This is a genomic window from Pseudomonas sp. B33.4, assembly GCF_034555375.1.
Lineage (GTDB): Bacteria > Pseudomonadota > Gammaproteobacteria > Pseudomonadales > Pseudomonadaceae > Aquipseudomonas.
In genome coordinates this window covers 4,727,279-4,745,029 of the sequence record NZ_CP140706.1, presented here as the reverse complement: position 1 = coordinate 4,745,029, position 17,751 = coordinate 4,727,279, and the positions used below count along the sequence as shown (strand labels likewise).

Below are 17,751 nucleotides of genomic sequence, written 5' to 3'. Positions count from 1 at the left end.
GTATTTTGATTGAAAGATATACATATCTATCGCCACGGAAAGGTCTGGGTGTGTAGGCGGCATTTGCATGAAAAATGACGATCCGGGCAGTCTGTAGGTGTCGGGGAAGTGGTGGTAGATATCTATGTTGTTGATGAAAAATACTGTTGCTTTGTGCATGCCTGAGCATCGGATTTTGTATTGTTAATTGTGTTGCGCTTTCTATATGTTCAATGCTCCAGCTCGCAATAAAGGACTATTGCCGATGGCAACCAAAGTAAAGACGCAACAAGCAATCCTCAGCACCTTGCTCGATGCCACAGAGGATCTCGATACCGCCCGGGTTTTGCAAAAAAGCCTGCCGGCGCATTTATTGAAAGCGCCGGTGGCCGCTTTGTCCGCCCTTGATCAGACAAGCCGTGATCTGCACAGGATTCAGTCGACCGTGGCGGCGGACCTGCTTGCGATAAAGCCGTTGCAGGCGTTCTGCATCAGTGAACTGAGCGAGGCCTTGAAGCGCAAATGGTCGGTAACCTTTGATGTCGAAAAGGACTTTCTGAGTTTGCCGGGCGTTGATTGCGGTTGCCCCGCGATTTCAACCGATGAGAACGGTATTCAGACCTTCCCGCACGCTACATCGACGCTGTTGCAAGCGGCGATGCAGAACTTCAGCAAGGACGAAGCGGCTGACAGCTTTCCGCAAGGCAGTTTCATTCGAGTGCACAGTGCCCCGGACGGGGTCGCCGGGCTGACCCCGGCCACGTTCGCCGCTTTTTGCCGAACGCTGGATCTGGGCAAACGCTATCAAGAGCATTTTCAGCAGGTGTTTGGCCTGCTCGACAGCGATGGCGAGGTGATCGTCACCAGTACCATGACCGCTGATATCGCGAGCATGAAAAAGCTGCTGTTGCAGTTTGACGTGCACCAGGCCGCGCTCAAAAGTCATATCACTCTGGCAGGTCAGCGCATGCTGCAGAAGCTGATCGACGAAGATGGCGTGGCGTCAGCGCAAACGCTGCGCTACGGCAACCGAACGCTGATCATGCAAGGCATCCGGATTTTCGACAGTTGTGTCTGGGGCGTGGTGGCGTTTTCTGCCCGTTCGGTGGAGTTGTACCCGGATGAGTGGTGCCTGGTGTACATGGCCGGTGAGCCCGAGCGCCCCCTGTACGAGTACTCCAGTTTCACCGCGTTCAAGCAGTACCTGACACAGCAATTGAAGCTAAAAAGTTACAAGGATTACCTCGCCAACAGCATCGATGATGATGACAAGGCCGACTTCTTCAAGTCCGTCGCCGATAGCGCTGATCTGGGCCACATCAAGCAGGTGCCGATCACCGTGGCGCTCTTTGAGTTCATGGTGCAAAGCCACGTCGGCAAGTTGCAACTCGACGCGCGCAAGCTGGCCGTGCCGACCGCCGATGTCGATGAGGAGGTGCGCAAGAAGCGCCTGCTGGATTTTCTGCAGTTGGGCGTGACCATCGTCTCCGTGGCGGGCTTCATCGTGCCAGTGCTGGGGCAGTTGATGATGGGCGTTGCAGTCGGGCAGTTGCTCGGCGAGGTGTATGAAGGTGTCGAGGACTGGCGCCGTGGCGATCATGAGCAAGCGCTGTCGCATCTGTTGAGCGTGGCGGAAAATATCGCCCTGATGGGCGCCTTTGCCGGCGGGCAAAAAGCTTTGGGAGCACTGGGTAAAAAGCTGCTGCGCTCACACCCGGAGTTCTTCGGTGAGTTTGCCGCGGTGCTCAATAGCGCCGGCAAACCGCGTCTGTGGAAACCCGATCTCTCGCGCTATGAGCATTCCCTTCCGGCAGGCGTGACCGTCGCGCCGGGTTCCAGGGATTTTTATCAGATCGGCGGGAAAACCATCGCCCGCGTCGAACATCGGTTTTTCGCCGGCCCCTACGATTCCACCGCGAAAGTCTGGCGTCTGGAACATGCCGAACGTGCACGCGCTTATGTTCCAGAGCTTGTCCGGCACGTCGAATGCGGCTGGCGGCTGCCCGCAGAAGAACCACAGCAATGGAGCAGTGCGGCCTACACGCTCAAGCGTATCGATCCGCAGTTGAGTGAATTCGTCGATACCGATCTGGACATGCTGTGCCGCGTCAGCGACACCCCTCACGATGCCTTGCAACAGGCCTTTACCGACAATCTGAGCCTGCCTGTGCGCTTGCGGGAAACCGTCGAGCGCGCGCGGATCGTGCGCCAGCTGCGGCAATTGACCCTCGAACTGCAAAGCGGCGAAACCCATTCCGGCCAGCCTGTCGAGGAGCAGTTGCAGGCCTTGCCGACGATGTCCGGCTGGCCAACCGACCGCTACATCGAGGTGACCGACGCCGAAGGCAGCGTGACGGCGACCTATCCCCTGACCAAGGTCCTCAATGAGTCGCTGGGTGTGGTAGTCAGCGAACAGCAACTGGCGCGCGGGCAGTTGTTGCAAACCGTGGTTGATGGCCTGTACCAGAAAGAGGTCGACGCCTTGCTGGGCAGCAAAGTCGCGAAAAGCGTCGAAGAATCGACCCTGGCAAAGAAACTGGGCGCGGCGCTCAAGGCAGATCATCGCGCGGCTTTCGAGCGCATGTATCAGCGCTACGATCAGAGTGACATTGATGATGTTCTGAAGCTGCGCCAGGTATTTGCCGACATTCCGGCGCGCTATGCGAAAGCGCTCATCGAACGTGCGCCGAGTGCGCAGCGCCTGCATTTGCGTTCGACCGGGCGAGTGCCGCTGAGGCTCGGGCAGCAAGTCAGGGAGGCCATCGCCCAGGTGCGTCTGGACCGCGCACTGGCGGGGTTTCACTGGCCGCGTCTGGCCAATGCCGACACCGACAATCTGGCGATTCAGTTGTTGCCTCGGCTGAGCGGCTGGGATTCTCGACTGCGTCTGGAACTACGTGACAAGGCGCTCACCGGGCCGATTCTGCAAGCCGTTGGCGAAACGTCGGCGACCCCCGTCAATACCTGCTCGCTGGTCAAAACCGCCGAAGGCTATGAAGCGTTTGGCGGCGATGGCAAAACCCTGGGCAAGGTTGCTTCCGGCCCTGACGCCCTGTACGCCGCCATCCTCAAGGCACTACCGCCACGCCAGCGAATAGCCGTCGGATATGCCGATCCACTGCCGGCCGACAGCCCACGGCTGCGCAAACAGTTGCTCGACACTGCGCTGGAGCAGCGCGAGGCCACAGCCCGCACGCTGGCCCGGGGCACATACGAACCGCGGGTGGTCGAGCCTGCCTGTATGCAAGGCGACCATCCACCGCAGGTGAAGCATCCGCCAGCGCTGATGCGCAAAGTCCGCAAGCTCTATCCGCGCCTGAGTGAAGCGCAGGCCAGTGAGTTCATTGAGGGGCTGGGAGAAGACCTGCTGACCCGTGCAACACGGGTCAATGAGTTGCGCCGGGATCTGCAAAGCCTGCGTGAAGCGCTGTTTCTCTGGAGCGAGGATACGACCGCCATGAGTAAGCTGGGAGGTGATCTGGCGGAGGTGCGGCACAGTCGTCAGACCATGGCCGAGCTGATCGAAAAAGGCTTTCGCCGGTTCTACTCGGTCAATAACGAAGCTGGAAAATCGGTCGGCGTGTTGAAACTTGATGGCATGCGCGTCGGCAAGCTGCCGACCCTGCCACCGGGGATCAGTTTCGAGCACATCCAGCAATTGTTCATGAATGACATGGCGCTGGATGATGACGTCGCACACTTCCTCAAGTCGTTCAAAAAGCTTGAGTCGCTGGAACTCGACAAGAACGCCATCACTCGTCTGCCTGAAGTGCTGTCGCATATGCCCGATCTGAGCCGCTTGAGCCTGGCGCGCAACAAGCTCCAGTTGACCGAGCAGACGCTGGCCAAACTCAACGGTTTACGTTCGCTGCACCATCTGAACCTCAACGAAAATCCTCTGGGTGCCACGCCGGATGTCAGCCAGATGTTCAATCTGCGCCGGCTGCTGCTGGAAGATACCGGCCTCACGGAAATGCCCAAGGGGCTGGAGCGTCTGCTGTATCTGGACTGGACAGACTTGAGCCGCAACCAGATCAAAAACCTGCCTGACTGGCTGTTCAAGACACCGCGACGTTTCAGCCAGACGCTGAACCTGAGGCTCAATCCTCTGGTCGATCCGAGCAAAACGTATCTGGAGACCTATCGCGACAATTTCGGCGTCGGCATGGGCTATCTGGAAAACGACATCGCTCGACTCAACGAACAACAGGCACGCTCGCTGTGGCTTTCTGAGGAGACGGGTGAGGTCGGGGCCAGGCGTGAACGGATCTGGAACGCATTCAAGGATGATTCACGCGCCGACGGCCTGTTTCATCTGCTTGCCGAACTGGGCGATACCGCCGATTCGGAGAAGGTCAAAAAGGACATGCAGCGGCGGGTCTGGGCCGTGCTGGAAGCAGCCGAATCCGATAGCGTGCTGTGTGATCAGATATTGAACGTGGCCGCCACCCCGATCAATTGCACTGACAGTGCGGCGATGAATTTCAGTTATCTGGAGGTTGCTGTGGAAGTCGATCGGGTCACCCGGCTCGCCGGAGAGCGAATCACCAGCGCCAGACCGCTGCTGGAACTGGGGCGTGGTCTGTTCCGGCTTGAGCAACTGAACGACATCGCCCTGGCACATGCCGCCAAGGTCCCGGCGGCTGATCCGCTGGAAGTGAGTCTCGCCTATCGCATCGGCCTTGCCGAGGCGCTGGATTTGCCCGGCCAGCCACGCAACATGCTTTTTGGCACATTAAGCACGGTTACCGAAGCCGATCTGGAAGTGGCGAAAAACCAAGTCGCTACGGCCGAACTCTCGCCCAAATGGCTGAAGTTCATGAGTGAGCGGTCATTCTGGAGAGCCTACCTGCAACGCACATTTGCGCGAAAGTTTTCCCCTCTCGATGACGTGTACATGCCGCGCATGAGTGCCTTGGACGCGCAGAAGGACAAGTTGTCCGATGCCGACTATTTAAGCCAGGCAGAGGTCATCAAGGCCGAACGGCAAAGCGCCATAGACGATGTGGTGACGCTTCTGACCACCGATGCGCTGCGCACTGCGGACCTGGGTCTTTGCACCCTGAACGACGTATGAGCACTACTTGCCACGAATCAGTTGGCGCAACACGAAACGGTTGGGATGACAGGCTTCGGCGACGCTTCTGGGCAGCGGCAGTGGTTCGTTGTCCAGCCAGGCAGCCAGCAGTTCGCCCGATAGCGGCGCGGTGATCAGTCCTCGCGAACCATGGCCGCTGTTGATGTACAGACCGTCGAGCCACGGGCAGACGATGTCCGGCACCTGACGGGCGTCTTTGCTCAGCGCCGCATAAGCGTCGAGGAACGCTTGGCGATCGGCCAGCGGGCCGACAATCGGCAAATAGTCAGGGCTGGTGCAGCGAAAGGCTGCGCGGCCCTGCAGGTTTTCGACAGGCTGTTCGCTGATTTGCAGGCGGGCGACGAGGTCAGTGGAAATCTCTTCGAGCATCGCCAGATTGCCAGCGTGTTCGGCGGTGGTCGGCGTCAGGTCATCGCTGGTGAAATCGAAACTGGCGCCGAGGGTGTGTTCGCCCAAACGGGCAGGCGCGACGTAGCCTTCGGCACAGACCACTGTGGCCAGCGTCTGACTTGCCGCGGTTTCGGCCAGACGCGTGATCTGCCCGCGAATGCGTTTGAGCGGCAACTCGGCACTCTGGGCGAAGCGTTTGATCTCGGCAGCACCGGCCAGCACCACGACCGGTGCGCTGGCGAGCAAACGGTCACCGTCCAGCGCTTGCCACTGACCATCGACTTTACGCAGTTGCAGCGCTTCGCAATGGTTGAGCAGTTCGATGTTCGGCTGCGCCGCTTGCGCCTGACACAGCGCCGGCGGATGCACCCAGCCACCTTCGGGATAGTACAAGCCGCCATGGGCCACACCGACACCGGCGCGGGCCTGCGCCTCGGGTTGCTCCAGCCACTGCAACAGATCTTCCGGGAAGGCTTGCGCCAATTGCGCGTGGCGCTCGGCTTCCTTGGCATTGAACTCCAGTTGCAGCACACCGCAAGCGTCCCAGTCGCTGCCGCGTTGCAGGGACTCCAGCAGGCGCCGGGTGTAACCGAAACCGCTGACGATCAGTTGCGACAACGCCGTACCGTGAGCGGACAACTTCAGGTACAGCACGCCCTGCGGGTTGCCCGAGGCTTCTTGCGCCACGGCGTCGTGGCGTTCGAGCAAACTGACTTGCCAGCCGCGAGCAGCCAGACTCGACGCTGTGGCACAGCCGGCCAGACCGGCGCCGATCACCAGCGCGCGCCGTTCAGCGGTTACCGGAGCAGGGCGAGCGAACCAGGGTTTTTGCGGCGTGGGCGGCGTTACTTCCGCTGGCCAGCCGAGAAATTCGCCACGGAGGATTTCCCATTTGTGGCCGATCCCCGGCGTGCGTTTCATTTTGAACCCGGCAGCGTTGAGCAAACGCCGTACCCAACCGGTGCTGGTAAAGGTACTGATGGTCGAGCCGGGCGCTGCGAGACGTGCGAGTTCGACAAACAGTTCAGCGGTCCACATGTCGGGGTTTTTCGCCGGGGCGAAGCCGTCGAGAAACCATGCATCGATCTGCGCATCGAGCTGCGGCAGTTGTTCCAGTGCATCGCCGATCAACAGTGTCAACGTCACGCGGCCGTTGGCCAAAGTGATGCGCTGAAAACCCTGATGGATCGCCACGTAGTGCGTCAGCAACTGATCGGACAGTGGCTTGAGTTCAGGCCACAAGGCCAAGGCCCGTTGCAAATCCGATGGGCTCAATGGGTACTTTTCAACACTGACGAAATGCAGCCGCGCCCCTGCCATGGCGTGCTGTTCGAACAGCTGCCAGGCGCAGAGAAAATTCAGCCCGGTGCCGAACCCGGTTTCGCCGATGACCAGCCGTCCGTGTGCCGGCAACGCGGCAAAGCGCTCGGCCAGACGGTTTTGTTCGAGGAACACATAACGGGTTTCTTCCAGCCCCGACTGGTCGGAAAAATACACGTCATCGAACACCCGCGAACGCGGGCGTCCCTGATCATCCCAATCGAGTTGGGCATGGGGCATTACAGGTTTCATGGCAGGCTCGGCAACGACAAGGCCGCCATTCTAGCTGATCGTGCAGGCGTTGCTTGATCCATGGCAAGGCTTGCCACCGCGACTGACGGACAATCTGCTACCTGCGGGAATTTCTGCGCCGCTGCTGTGCCCAATCCGCTAGTCTTGCTGAATCCTGGAAGGAGCCGTCCCATGTTTGAATCCGCTGAAATCGGTCACGCCATCGACAAAGACACCTTCGATGCGGCCGTGCCTGCGCTGCGTGAAGCACTGCTGGAAGCGCAGTTCGAGTTGCAGCAGCAGAAGCGTTTCCCGGTGATCATCCTGATCAACGGCATCGAAGGCGCGGGCAAGGGCGAGACGGTCAAGCTGCTCAATGAGTGGATGGACCCGCGCCTGATCGAGGTGCGCACCTTCGATCAGCAGACCGATGAAGAGCTGTCGCGGCCACCGGCCTGGCGTTACTGGCGGATGCTCCCGGCCAAGGGGCGCATGGGGATTTTCTTCGGCAACTGGTACAGCCAGATGCTGCAGGGCAGGGTGCATGGCTTGTTCAAGGATCCGCGTCTGGACCAGGCGATTGCCGGCGCCGAGCGTCTGGAAAAGATGCTCTGCGATGAAGGCGCGCTGATCTTCAAGTTCTGGTTTCACCTGTCCAAGAAACAGATGAAGGCGCGACTCAAGGCGCTGGCCGATGACCCGTTGCACAGCTGGCGCATCAGCCCGCTGGACTGGCAGCAATCGCAAACCTACGACAAGTTCGTCAAATACGGCGAGCGCGTGCTGCGCCGTACCAGTCGTGACTACGCGCCATGGCATGTGATCGAAGGCGCCGACGCCAACTACCGCAGCCTGGCGGTGGGCAAGATACTCCTCGAAGGTTTGCAGAGCGCGCTGAAACGCCCGGACGTGCACCCGCACGATGTCAGCGCCGCGCCGTTGGGCACGCCGGTCGATCAGTTGAACCTGCTCGACAGCCTCGACCTGACCCAGCGCCTGGAGAAGAAAGACTACGAAGAACAACTGATCACCGAGCAGGCGCGCCTGTCCGGGTTGATGCGCGACAAACGCATGCGCCGCCACGCGCTGATCGCGGTATTCGAAGGCAACGACGCGGCAGGCAAGGGCGGGGCGATCCGTCGGGTGGCGGCGGCGCTCGATCCACGTCAATACAACATTGTGCCGATTGCTGCGCCGACCGAAGAAGAAAGAGCGCAGCCGTACTTGTGGCGTTTCTGGCGGCACATTCCGGCGCGCGGCAAGTTCACCGTGTTCGACCGTTCCTGGTATGGCCGAGTGTTGGTCGAGCGCATCGAAGGCTTTTGCACACCCGCCGACTGGCTGCGCGCCTATGGCGAGATCAATGATTTCGAAGAGCAACTGGCGGACGCCGGGGTGATCGTCGTCAAGTTCTGGCTGGCCATCGACAAGGACACGCAGATGGAGCGTTTCCAGGCCCGCGAAGAAATCCCCTTCAAGCGCTTCAAGATCACCGAAGACGACTGGCGCAACCGCGACAAGTGGGATGACTACCGCGCCGCCGTGGGCGATATGGTCGACCGCACCAGCTCGGAAATCGCCCCGTGGACGCTGGTCGAAGCGAATGACAAGCGCTGGGCCCGCGTGAAGGTGTTGCGCACGATCAACCGCGCACTCGAAGACGCCTTCGAGAAATCCGACAAGCACGCGAAGAAGCACAAGGACTGAACCGATGAACACGCATACGCGGGGTGAATGATTGTCGCGGTGGTTGATGCGGTGGACTTATGCTCGGTCCACTCTCAACCGACCACAACAATGAGGTATGCCATGCGTGAAGTGGTGATCGTCGACAGCGTACGGACTGGCCTGGCCAAATCCTTTCGCGGCAAGTTCAACCAGACCCGTCCCGATGACATGGCGGCTCATTGCGTCAACGCCCTGCTTGAGCGCCACGACATCGACCCGGCCAGTGTCGAGGATTGCATCGTCGGCGCCGGCTCCAATGAAGGCGCGCAGGGCTACAACATCGGCCGTAACGTCGCAGTGCTCTCGCGTCTGGGCACCGGCACCGCCGGCATGACCCTCAATCGTTTCTGTTCGTCGGGTTTGCAGGCGATTGCGATTGCCGCCAACCAGATCGCCTCGGGTTGCAGCGACATCATCGTTGCCGGCGGCGTTGAGTCGATCAGCCTGACGATGAAAAGCGTCAACACCGATCACCTGATCAACCCGTTGCTCAAGCAACAGTCGCCGGGCATCTATTACACGATGGGCCAGACCGCCGAAATCGTGGCGCGGCGTTATGGCGTCAGCCGTGAAGCGCAGGACCGGTATTCGCTGCAAAGTCAGATCCGTACTGCGCAGGCGCAGGCGGCCGGGTTGTTCAACGATGAAATCGTGCCGATGGCGGTGAAATACCGCGTCGAGGACAAGAACACTGGCGAGGTGCAGATTCTCGACGGCGTGGTCGATCGCGACGACTGCAACCGCCCGGACACCACTTATGAAAGCCTTGCTGGATTGAAACCGGTGTTCGCCGAAGACGGCTCGGTGACGGCGGGCAACTCGTCGCAGCTGTCCGACGGTGCCTCGATGACCTTGGTGATGAGCCTGGAAAAAGCCCTGCAACTGGGGCTCAAGCCGAAAGCGTTTTTCCGTGGTTTCACCGTCGCCGGATGCGAACCTGACGAGATGGGCATCGGCCCGGTGTTTTCGGTGCCGAGGCTGCTCAAGGCCAAGGGCTTGCAGGTGGCGGATATCGATTTGTGGGAGCTGAACGAGGCGTTTGCTTCCCAGTGCCTGTACAGCCGTGATCGGCTGGAGATCGACAACGAAAAGTACAACGTCAACGGCGGCTCGATTTCGATTGGGCACCCGTTTGGCATGACCGGATCGCGGCAGGTCGGGCATCTGGTGCGGGAGTTGCAGCGGCGTAATTTGCGTTATGGGATCGTCACGATGTGCGTGGGCGGCGGGATGGGGGCGACCGGGTTGTTTGAGGCAGTACGCTGAGCCAGAGCATTTTTGTTGTCTGTTCCATTGCTATCGCTGGCAAGCCAGCTCCCACAGGTTTCATAACGGTCGCACAAATTGTGTACACCACTAATCCTGTGGGAGCTGGCTTGCCAGCGATTGGATCACCACCGCTTAACGACTGGAATCCAGTCCTTGCATCCGCGCGATGTAAGCCTGGATTTCCTTCTCAATCTGCTCGGCACTGTCAAACGGCCCCTCAAGGGTATTTTCCCGAGTGCTGAAAAACAGTTCGCCATTGACCCGGCACACCCGGTCGCTGCGAAAGTGCGTGGCGGGGGCGCTGTCCTGCGCGCGCATTGCTAACATGATCGGTCTCCTTGGCTGGTGCGCTGAAAGGGATCCAATGAGCTTATGCCTGAAGCACTTGACGCGCCCGGCCAGCCGATCAACGGCGCCGTGTCAATTTAATGCTGCGACCTGCACAGTTTCATTCGCGTCCTGAGCGCAACTGTCCCTGTGTCGCGATCAGTGGCAGGCCTAGAATGAGCGCACTTGTCAGCAGGCTTTGGGGTTTCCATGCACATTTCATCCGGTCGCTGGGTCTACGGCTTGTTCCTGGCGCTGCTGACCGCTTTTTTGTGGGGCATCCTGCCGATCAAACTCAAACAGGTGCTGCTGGTGATGGACCCGGTCACGGTGACCTGGTTTCGTCTGTTGGTTTCCGGTGGTTGTCTGTTCATCTATCTGAGCGCAGTGAAACGCCTGCCCAGCCGTAAAGTGCTCGGGCCGAAGGGTGGCTGGCTGGTGCTGATGGCGGTGCTCGGACTGGTCGGCAACTATGTGTTGTACCTGATGGGCCTCAATCTGCTCAGCCCCGGCACCGCGCAACTGGTGGTGCAAATGGGCCCGATCATGTTGCTGATCGCCAGTCTGTTTGTGTTCAAGGAGCGTTTCAGTATTGGCCAGGGCATTGGCTTGGCGGTGCTGTTGATCGGTTTTGTGCTGTTCTTCAATCAGCGCCTGGCGGAGCTGCTGACCTCGCTGTCGGATTACACCGCAGGTGTGCTGCTGGTGCTGTTGGCGTCGACGGTGTGGACCTTCTATGCGCTGGGCCAGAAGCAATTGCTGACGGTGTGGAACTCACTGCAAGTGATGATGGTGATTTATCTGTTCTGCGCACTGTTGCTGACGCCGTGGGTGCATCCGCTGGAAGCGCTGAATTTGAGTCCATTGCAGGGCTGGTTGCTGTTGGCGTGCTGCATGAACACGCTGATTGCCTATGGCGCGTTTGCGGAAGCGCTGGCGCACTGGGAAGCGTCCCGGGTCAGTGCGACATTGGCGATTACGCCGTTGGTGACGTTCGGCGCGGTGGCGATTGCGGCCGGGATCTGGCCCGAATATGTGCATGCCGAACAGATCAACGGACTTGGGTATGGCGGCGCGGTGCTGGTGGTGCTGGGGTCGGCGCTGGTGGCGTTGGGGCCTTCGTTGATTGCCGGGCTCAAAGCACGACGGATGAAGATGGCTGCCAGTTAGACCGCGTCGCTCCCATTCGCGAGCAAGCTCGCTCCCACAGGGAAGTGCATTCCAATGTGGGAGCGAGCCTGCTCGCGAAGACGGACTTTCAGGCGCTAGAAAACTTAACCCTTGGCGCCAGCCTCGATCATGTTTTCCGGCCGCACCCACGCATCAAACTCTTCATCCGTCAGATACCCCAGCGCCAATGCCGCCTCACGCAAGGTCAGGCCTTCGCTGTAAGCCTTCTTGGCGATTTCCGCCGACTTGTCATAGCCGATATGCGGGTTCAGCGCCGTCACCAGCATCAACCCACGTTCCAGATGGCGGGCCATGACTTCGGCATCCGGCTCCAGCCCGGCGATGCAGTGCTGCTGGAAGTTGCTGCAGCCATCGGCCAGCAGACGAATCGATTGCAGCAGGTTGTGAATGATCACCGGTTTGAACACGTTCAATTGCAAGTGACCCTGACTGGCGGCAATGCCGATCGTCACGTCATTGCCCAGCACCTGACAGGCGAGCATCGACAACGCTTCGCACTGGGTCGGATTGACCTTGCCCGGCATGATCGAACTGCCCGGCTCATTCGCCGGCAGGCGTACTTCGGCAAAACCTGCGCGTGGCCCGGAGCCGAGCAGACGCAGGTCGTTGGCGATTTTCATCAGCGCCACGGCGAGGGTTTTCAGCGCGCCGGAGAGGCTGGTCAGCGGTTCGTGGCCGGCGAGGGCGGCGAACTTGTTCGGCGCGGTGACGAACGGCAGGCCTGAGAGCGCCGCCAGTTCTGCGGCAATCGCTTCACCAAAACCGTGTGGCGAATTCAAACCGGTGCCGACGGCGGTGCCACCCTGGGCCAGCTCACATACCGCCGGTAGCGCGGCGCGAATGGCCCGTTCGGCGTAATCCAGTTGCGCTATAAACCCGGACAGTTCCTGACCGAAGGTAATCGGCGTCGCGTCCATCATGTGCGTGCGCCCGGTCTTCACCAGTTTCATGTGCCGCGCGGCGAGTTCGGCGAGGCCACCGGACAGCTCGGCAATCGCCGGCAGCAGTTGTTCCTGCACGGCTTGCGCGGTGGCGATGCTCATCGCGGTGGGGAAGCAGTCGTTGGAGCTTTGCGAGCGGTTGACGTGATCGTTCGGGTGCACCGGCGTCTTGCCGCCGCGCGGGTTACCGGCCAGTTCATTGGCGCGACCGGCGATCACCTCGTTGACGTTCATGTTGCTCTGGGTGCCGCTGCCGGTCTGCCAGACCACCAGCGGGAACTGGTCGTCGTGCTGGCCATCGAGCACTTCATCGGCAGCCTGCTCGATCAGGCGGGCAATGTCGGCGGGCAGGTCACCGTTGCGGTCGTTGACCCGGGCGGCGGCTTTCTTGATCAGGGCCAGGGCGTGCAGCACCGGCAGCGGCATGCGTTCCTGACCAATGGCGAAGTTGATCAGCGAGCGTTGCGTCTGAGCACCCCAGTAAGCGTCGTCCGGGACTTCGATCTGGCCCAGGCTGTCGGTTTCGATACGGCTCATCGTGCACACTCCTGTTGGTCTGTTTGCGCAGTTTAGGCCGGCATCGGCCGTGGTGGTTCCATCGAACCGATTGTTGACCGGTAAAACCCGGGCAATCAAGCGCGGCAAGGCTCGGGGGTTGAGCGACAAGGTTTTTTAGGCGCAGAATGGTCGCCCTTGGGGTTTTACCTCGCCTAGCTGAAAAGGAAACTCGATGACTCGTCTTCGTGCCATCTGCACCGCGGTTGCACTGGTTTGCGCCAGCGGCCAGGTGCTTGCCGATACCGCCAGCCACAACGCCAGTGCTGAAGCTTTCTTGACCCTGGCGCACGCTGACAAGCTGGGCACTCCGGTGTACATGCAAGTGCAGCAAATGTTCGCTCAGCGTTTTGAACAGACCAAAGCCCCGGAAGCCAAGAAAGCCGTCCTGGAAACCTACCAGGCCAAGGCCAACGCCGCGCTGGACCAGGCCATTGGCTGGAACAAGCTGAAGCCGGACATGGTCAAGCTCTACACCACTAACTTCAGCGAATCCGAGCTGAAAGACCTGGTCGCGTTCTACCAGTCGCCACTGGGCAAGAAAGTCCTGGAAAAAATGCCGCAGCTGACTCAGCAATCGGCCCAGATGACCCAGGCCAAACTGGAAAGCGCCGTACCGGTCGTCAACAAGCTGCTCGACGACATGACCAAAGAGCTGGCTCCTGCAGCTGCACCGGCCAAGAAGAAGTAAGCGGAGTTCGTGATGACCATGCAACAACGCATCGAATCGACGCTGGCGCTGCTTCAGCCCGAACATCTGCAAGTGCTGGATGAAAGCCACATGCACAGTCGCGGGTTGCAGACGCACTACAAGGCCGTGGTGGTCAGCGCGCAGTTTGACGGCCTGAACCGGGTCAAGCGCCACCAGAAAGTCTACGGCACGCTCGGCGAGCTGATGGGCGAGTTCCATGCGTTGGCGCTGCACACCTACACCCCGCAGGAATGGGCAGAGATCGGCGCCGCTCCGGCGTCGCCAACCTGTGCCGGAGGACGGCAGCCGCAAGCTTGAAGCGGCAAGCTGCAAGCTAAAGGCGAGTGTTCCTGGCTTGTCGCTTGAAGCTCGCCGCTTGAAGCTGCTTTTTTGCTAGAATCCGCAACGCGCCGCTAACCCGGCGCGTTTTTTTTCAATCCGGTTCACCCTTTGCGAGGGTAGCCACCTGGAGAAATACCCATGACACAACCGATTGTCGTGGCGGCACTGTATAAGTTCGTCACCCTCGAAGATTACGTCAACCTGCGCGAGCCGCTACTGCAAGCGATGGTCGACAACCAGATCAAAGGCACCCTGCTGATCGCCGAAGAAGGCATCAATGGCACGGTGTCCGGCAGCCGCGAAGGCATCGACGGACTGCTCGCCTGGCTCAAGAACGACCCACGCATGATCGACATCGATCACAAAGAGTCGTACTGCGACGAGCAGCCGTTCTATCGCACCAAGGTCAAACTGAAGAAAGAGATCGTCACCCTCGGTGTCGAAGGCGTCGACCCGAACAAGAAGGTCGGCACCTACGTTGATCCGCAAGACTGGAACGCGTTGATCAGCGACCCGGAAGTGCTGTTGATCGACACCCGTAACGATTACGAAGTGTCGATCGGTACCTTCGAAGGCGCCATCGATCCGAAAACCACCAGTTTTCGCGAATTCCCTGACTACATCAAAGAACACTTCAATCCGGCCGTGCACAAGAAGGTCGCGATGTTCTGCACCGGTGGCATTCGCTGCGAGAAAGCTTCGAGCTACATGCTCAGCGAAGGCTATGAAGAGGTTTACCACCTCAAGGGTGGCATCCTGAAGTACCTTGAAGAAGTGCCGCAGGAAGAAACCAAATGGCAGGGCGACTGCTTTGTGTTCGACAACCGCGTGACCGTGCGTCACGACCTCAGCGAAGGCGACTACGATCAATGTCATGCCTGCCGCACACCGGTCAGCGTTGAGGATCGCGCCTCCGAGCATTACGTCGCCGGCATCAGCTGCCCGCATTGCTGGGACAAACTGAGCGAAAAGACCCGGCGCAGTGCCATCGATCGGCAGAAGCAGATCGAGCTGGCCAAGGCGCGCAACATGCCGCATCCGATCGGCTACAACTACAAGCAAGCATCCACCGAGGCTTAACCATGTCTGCACGCCTGCTCTATGTGATGGACCCGATGTGTTCGTGGTGCTGGGGTTTCGCTCCGGTGGCCAAGGCATTGGTCGAGCAGGCGCAGGCAGCCGGAGTCGAGCTGCATCTGGTGGTCGGTGGTTTGCGCACCGGCAGTGGCGCGGCGCTGGAGCCGACCACGCGTCGCTACATTCTTGAACACTGGCAAGCGGTCACCGAGGCCACCGGTCAGCCGTTCAAGTTTGATGGCGCGTTGCCCGACGGTTTTGTCTACGACACCGAACCGGCCTGCCGGGCGATCGTTACTGCGCGCAGTCTGGCGCCGGATTGCGCGTGGACACTGGTCGGACTGATCCAGCAGGCGTTTTACGCTGAAGGTCGCGATGTCACCCAGGCCAGCGTGCTGGTGGAACTGGCCGAGCAGGCCGGTGTGCCGCGTATCGAATTCGCGGCGTTGTTCGATCATGCCGATCAGCACAAAGCGACTCAGGCCGATTTCAGCTGGGTGCAGGATCTCGGCATCGCCGGTTTCCCGACCCTGCTGGCCGAACGCAACGGCCAACTGGCGCTGCTGACCAACGGCTATCAACCGCTCAGCGAGCTATCGCCATTGCTCGGCCGCTGGCTGGAACGCGCGGCCTGTGTCTGATCTGGCCGATGACACGCCAGCCGTAAAGCGTGTCGACCGGCTGAGCTGGGCAGAAGTCCGGCGCCTGGCACTTCATCACAAAAAATCCCTGTGGATCGCCAACGGCGTGGCCGTTCTGGCGACGCTGTGCAGCGTACCGATTCCGTTGTTGCTGCCGTTGCTGGTGGACGAGGTTCTGCTCGGCCACGGTGATTCGGCGCTGAAAGTCATGAATCACGTGCTGCCGGGTATGTGGCAACAAGCGGCGGGCTACATCGGCCTGATGCTCGTGGTCACCCTGACGTTGCGTTGCAGTGCCTTGTGTTTTGGCGTATTGCAGGCGCGGCTGTTTGCGCGGCTGGCCAAGGACATCGTTTACCGCATCCGTGTGCGCCTGATTGAGCGGCTCAAGCGGATATCCCTCGGCGAATACGAAAGCCTCGGTAGCGGCACGGTGACCACGCACCTGGTCACCGATCTCGATACCCTCGACAAATTTGTCGGTGAAACCCTCAGTCGTTTTCTGGTGGCGATGCTGACGCTGGTCGGCACCGCGAGCATCCTGATGTGGATGCACTGGAAACTGGCGCTGCTGATTCTGCTGTTCAACCCGTTGGTGATCTACGCCACGGTGCAGTTGGGCAAACGGGTCAAACACCTGAAGAAACTCGAGAACGACAGCACCGCGCGCTTCACTCAGGCGCTGAGCGAAACCCTCGATGCGATTCAGGAAATCCGCGCCGGCAACCGTCAGGGCTTTTTCCTTGGCAGGCTTGGTCTGCGTGCGCAGGAAGTGCGCAATTACGCGGTCAACTCGCAGTGGAAAACCGACGCCTCCAACCGCGCCAGTGGTTTGCTGTTCCAGTTCGGCATCGACATCTTCCGTGCGGCAGCGATGCTCACGGTATTGTTTTCCGATCTGTCGATCGGCCAGATGCTCGCGGTGTTCAGTTACCTGTGGTTCATGATCGGCCCGGTCGAGCAACTGCTGAACCTGCAATACGCCTACTACGCGGCGGGCGGGGCGCTGGCGCGGATCAACGAACTGCTGGCGCGCGCCGACGAGCCGCAGTATCCGGGTGGTGTCGACCCGTTCAAGGGGCGTGAGACCGTCGGCATTCAGGTGCAAGGCCTGAGCTTCGGCTATGGCGATGAACTGGTGCTGGACCAACTGAATCTGTCGATCGCCCCCGGGGAAAAAGTTGCGATTGTCGGCGCCAGCGGTGGCGGTAAAAGCACCCTCGTGCAGTTGCTGCTCGGGCTGTATACACCGCTGTCCGGCACCATCCGCTTCGGCGGCTCGAGCCAGCAGGAGATCGGTCTGGAAACGGTTCGCGAAAACGTCGCCGTGGTGCTGCAGCACCCGGCGCTGTTCAACGACACCGTGCGCGCCAACCTGACCATGGGCCGCACCCGCAGTGACGAAGCCTGCTGGCAGGCGCTGGAAATCGCTCAGCTCGAAGCGACCATCCGTGCCTTGCCCAGTGGTCTGGACAGTATCGTTGGCCGCTCGGGCGTGCGCCTCTCCGGCGGCCAGCGCCAGCGCCTGGCAATTGCGCGGATGATCCTTGCCGAGCCGAAAGTGGTGATCCTCGACGAAGCCACCTCGGCCCTCGACGCCGCCACCGAGTACAACCTGCATCAGGCGATGGCGCGATTCCTCAATGGCCGCACTACGCTGATCATTGCTCACCGACTGTCAGCGGTGAAGCAGGCTGATCGCGTGCTGGTGTTCGACGGTGGTCAGGTCGCCGAAGACGGTGATCATCAGCAGTTGATTGCCGACGGTGGCCTGTATGCCAAGCTCTATGGCCACTTGCAGCAGATCCAGCGCCCTTGAGTTTCGTCCCGGTTTCTGTGCTTAGTGCTTGAATTGCATTGAATAAAATCACCTGAAGCGCTTCAGCAGGCCAGCCACTTGCACAATCGACCTAGAGGACGGCAGAGCTGTCCCTTTGATATGTCGAAAATTAGCCTAGGCTGAGCTGTCAG

At 60.1% G+C, this 17,751-nt stretch carries 12 protein-coding genes; 9 read left to right on the top strand and 3 right to left on the bottom strand.

Features of this window, described 5'->3' with window-relative positions; all coding sequences use genetic code 11:
• The first annotated feature begins 244 nt into the window (after positions 1-244).
• Positions 245-5,056: an NEL-type E3 ubiquitin ligase domain-containing protein gene (locus tag U6037_RS20800; RefSeq protein ID WP_322844377.1), complete on the top strand. Its 4,812-nt coding sequence runs from the start codon at positions 245-247 to the stop codon at positions 5,054-5,056.
• Between the two features lie 3 nt (positions 5,057-5,059).
• On the opposite strand, the gene mnmC is transcribed toward U6037_RS20800, so the two are convergent.
• Positions 5,060-7,039 carry a bifunctional tRNA (5-methylaminomethyl-2-thiouridine)(34)-methyltransferase MnmD/FAD-dependent 5-carboxymethylaminomethyl-2-thiouridine(34) oxidoreductase MnmC gene (mnmC, locus tag U6037_RS20795; RefSeq protein ID WP_322844376.1) on the bottom strand — a complete coding sequence of 660 codons (1,980 nt, stop codon included), beginning with the start codon at positions 7,037-7,039 and terminating at the stop codon, positions 5,060-5,062.
• Positions 7,040-7,210: 171 nt separating this feature from the next.
• Here mnmC and pap point away from each other — a divergent pair, with 171 nt between their 5' ends.
• Positions 7,211-8,725, top strand: a complete 1,515-nt coding sequence (gene pap, locus U6037_RS20790) for a polyphosphate:AMP phosphotransferase (protein ID WP_322844375.1) — start codon at positions 7,211-7,213, stop codon at positions 8,723-8,725.
• A 102-nt stretch (positions 8,726-8,827) separates the two neighbouring features.
• Positions 8,828-10,012: a thiolase family protein gene (locus tag U6037_RS20785; protein WP_322844374.1), complete on the top strand. Its 1,185-nt coding sequence runs from the start codon at positions 8,828-8,830 to the stop codon at positions 10,010-10,012.
• A 135-nt stretch (positions 10,013-10,147) separates the two neighbouring features.
• On the opposite strand, the gene U6037_RS20780 is transcribed toward U6037_RS20785, so the two are convergent.
• Positions 10,148-10,342, bottom strand: a complete 195-nt coding sequence (locus U6037_RS20780) for a DUF6316 family protein (RefSeq protein WP_322844373.1) — start codon at positions 10,340-10,342, stop codon at positions 10,148-10,150.
• Positions 10,343-10,552: 210 nt separating this feature from the next.
• Between U6037_RS20780 and U6037_RS20775 the strand changes: the two genes are divergently transcribed.
• Positions 10,553-11,512: a DMT family transporter gene (locus tag U6037_RS20775; RefSeq protein WP_242205785.1), complete on the top strand. Its 960-nt coding sequence runs from the start codon at positions 10,553-10,555 to the stop codon at positions 11,510-11,512.
• Between the two features lie 104 nt (positions 11,513-11,616).
• Here the strand turns inward: U6037_RS20775 and U6037_RS20770 are convergent, their stop codons facing one another.
• A complete protein-coding gene (locus tag U6037_RS20770; protein WP_007908383.1) occupies positions 11,617-13,011 on the bottom strand; it encodes a class II fumarate hydratase in 1,395 nt (464 codons plus the stop codon).
• Positions 13,012-13,204: 193 nt separating this feature from the next.
• Here U6037_RS20770 and U6037_RS20765 point away from each other — a divergent pair, with 193 nt between their 5' ends.
• The 5 genes from U6037_RS20765 (at position 13,205) to U6037_RS20745 (ending at position 17,599) form a co-directional block, all read left to right on the top strand.
• On the top strand, positions 13,205-13,720 hold the full coding sequence (locus U6037_RS20765; RefSeq protein ID WP_064391456.1) for a DUF2059 domain-containing protein: 516 nt from the start codon (positions 13,205-13,207) through the stop codon (positions 13,718-13,720).
• 12 nt (positions 13,721-13,732) lie between these two features.
• On the top strand, positions 13,733-14,038 hold the full coding sequence (locus tag U6037_RS20760; protein ID WP_322844372.1) for a BolA family protein: 306 nt from the start codon (positions 13,733-13,735) through the stop codon (positions 14,036-14,038).
• A 162-nt stretch (positions 14,039-14,200) separates the two neighbouring features.
• The gene (locus U6037_RS20755) at positions 14,201-15,142 is read left to right on the top strand and encodes a rhodanese-related sulfurtransferase (protein WP_322844371.1); all 942 of its coding nucleotides are present in this window, start codon (positions 14,201-14,203) and stop codon (positions 15,140-15,142) included.
• A gap of 35 nt (positions 15,143-15,177) precedes the next feature.
• Complete coding sequence (locus U6037_RS20750; protein WP_322847347.1) at positions 15,178-15,780, top strand: DsbA family protein; 603 nt, start codon at positions 15,178-15,180, stop codon at positions 15,778-15,780.
• The gene (locus U6037_RS20745; RefSeq protein WP_322844370.1) at positions 15,773-17,599 is read left to right on the top strand and encodes an ABC transporter ATP-binding protein; all 1,827 of its coding nucleotides are present in this window, start codon (positions 15,773-15,775) and stop codon (positions 17,597-17,599) included. Before U6037_RS20750 ends, U6037_RS20745 begins: the two co-directional genes overlap by 8 nt.
• Positions 17,600-17,751: the final 152 nt, after the last annotated feature.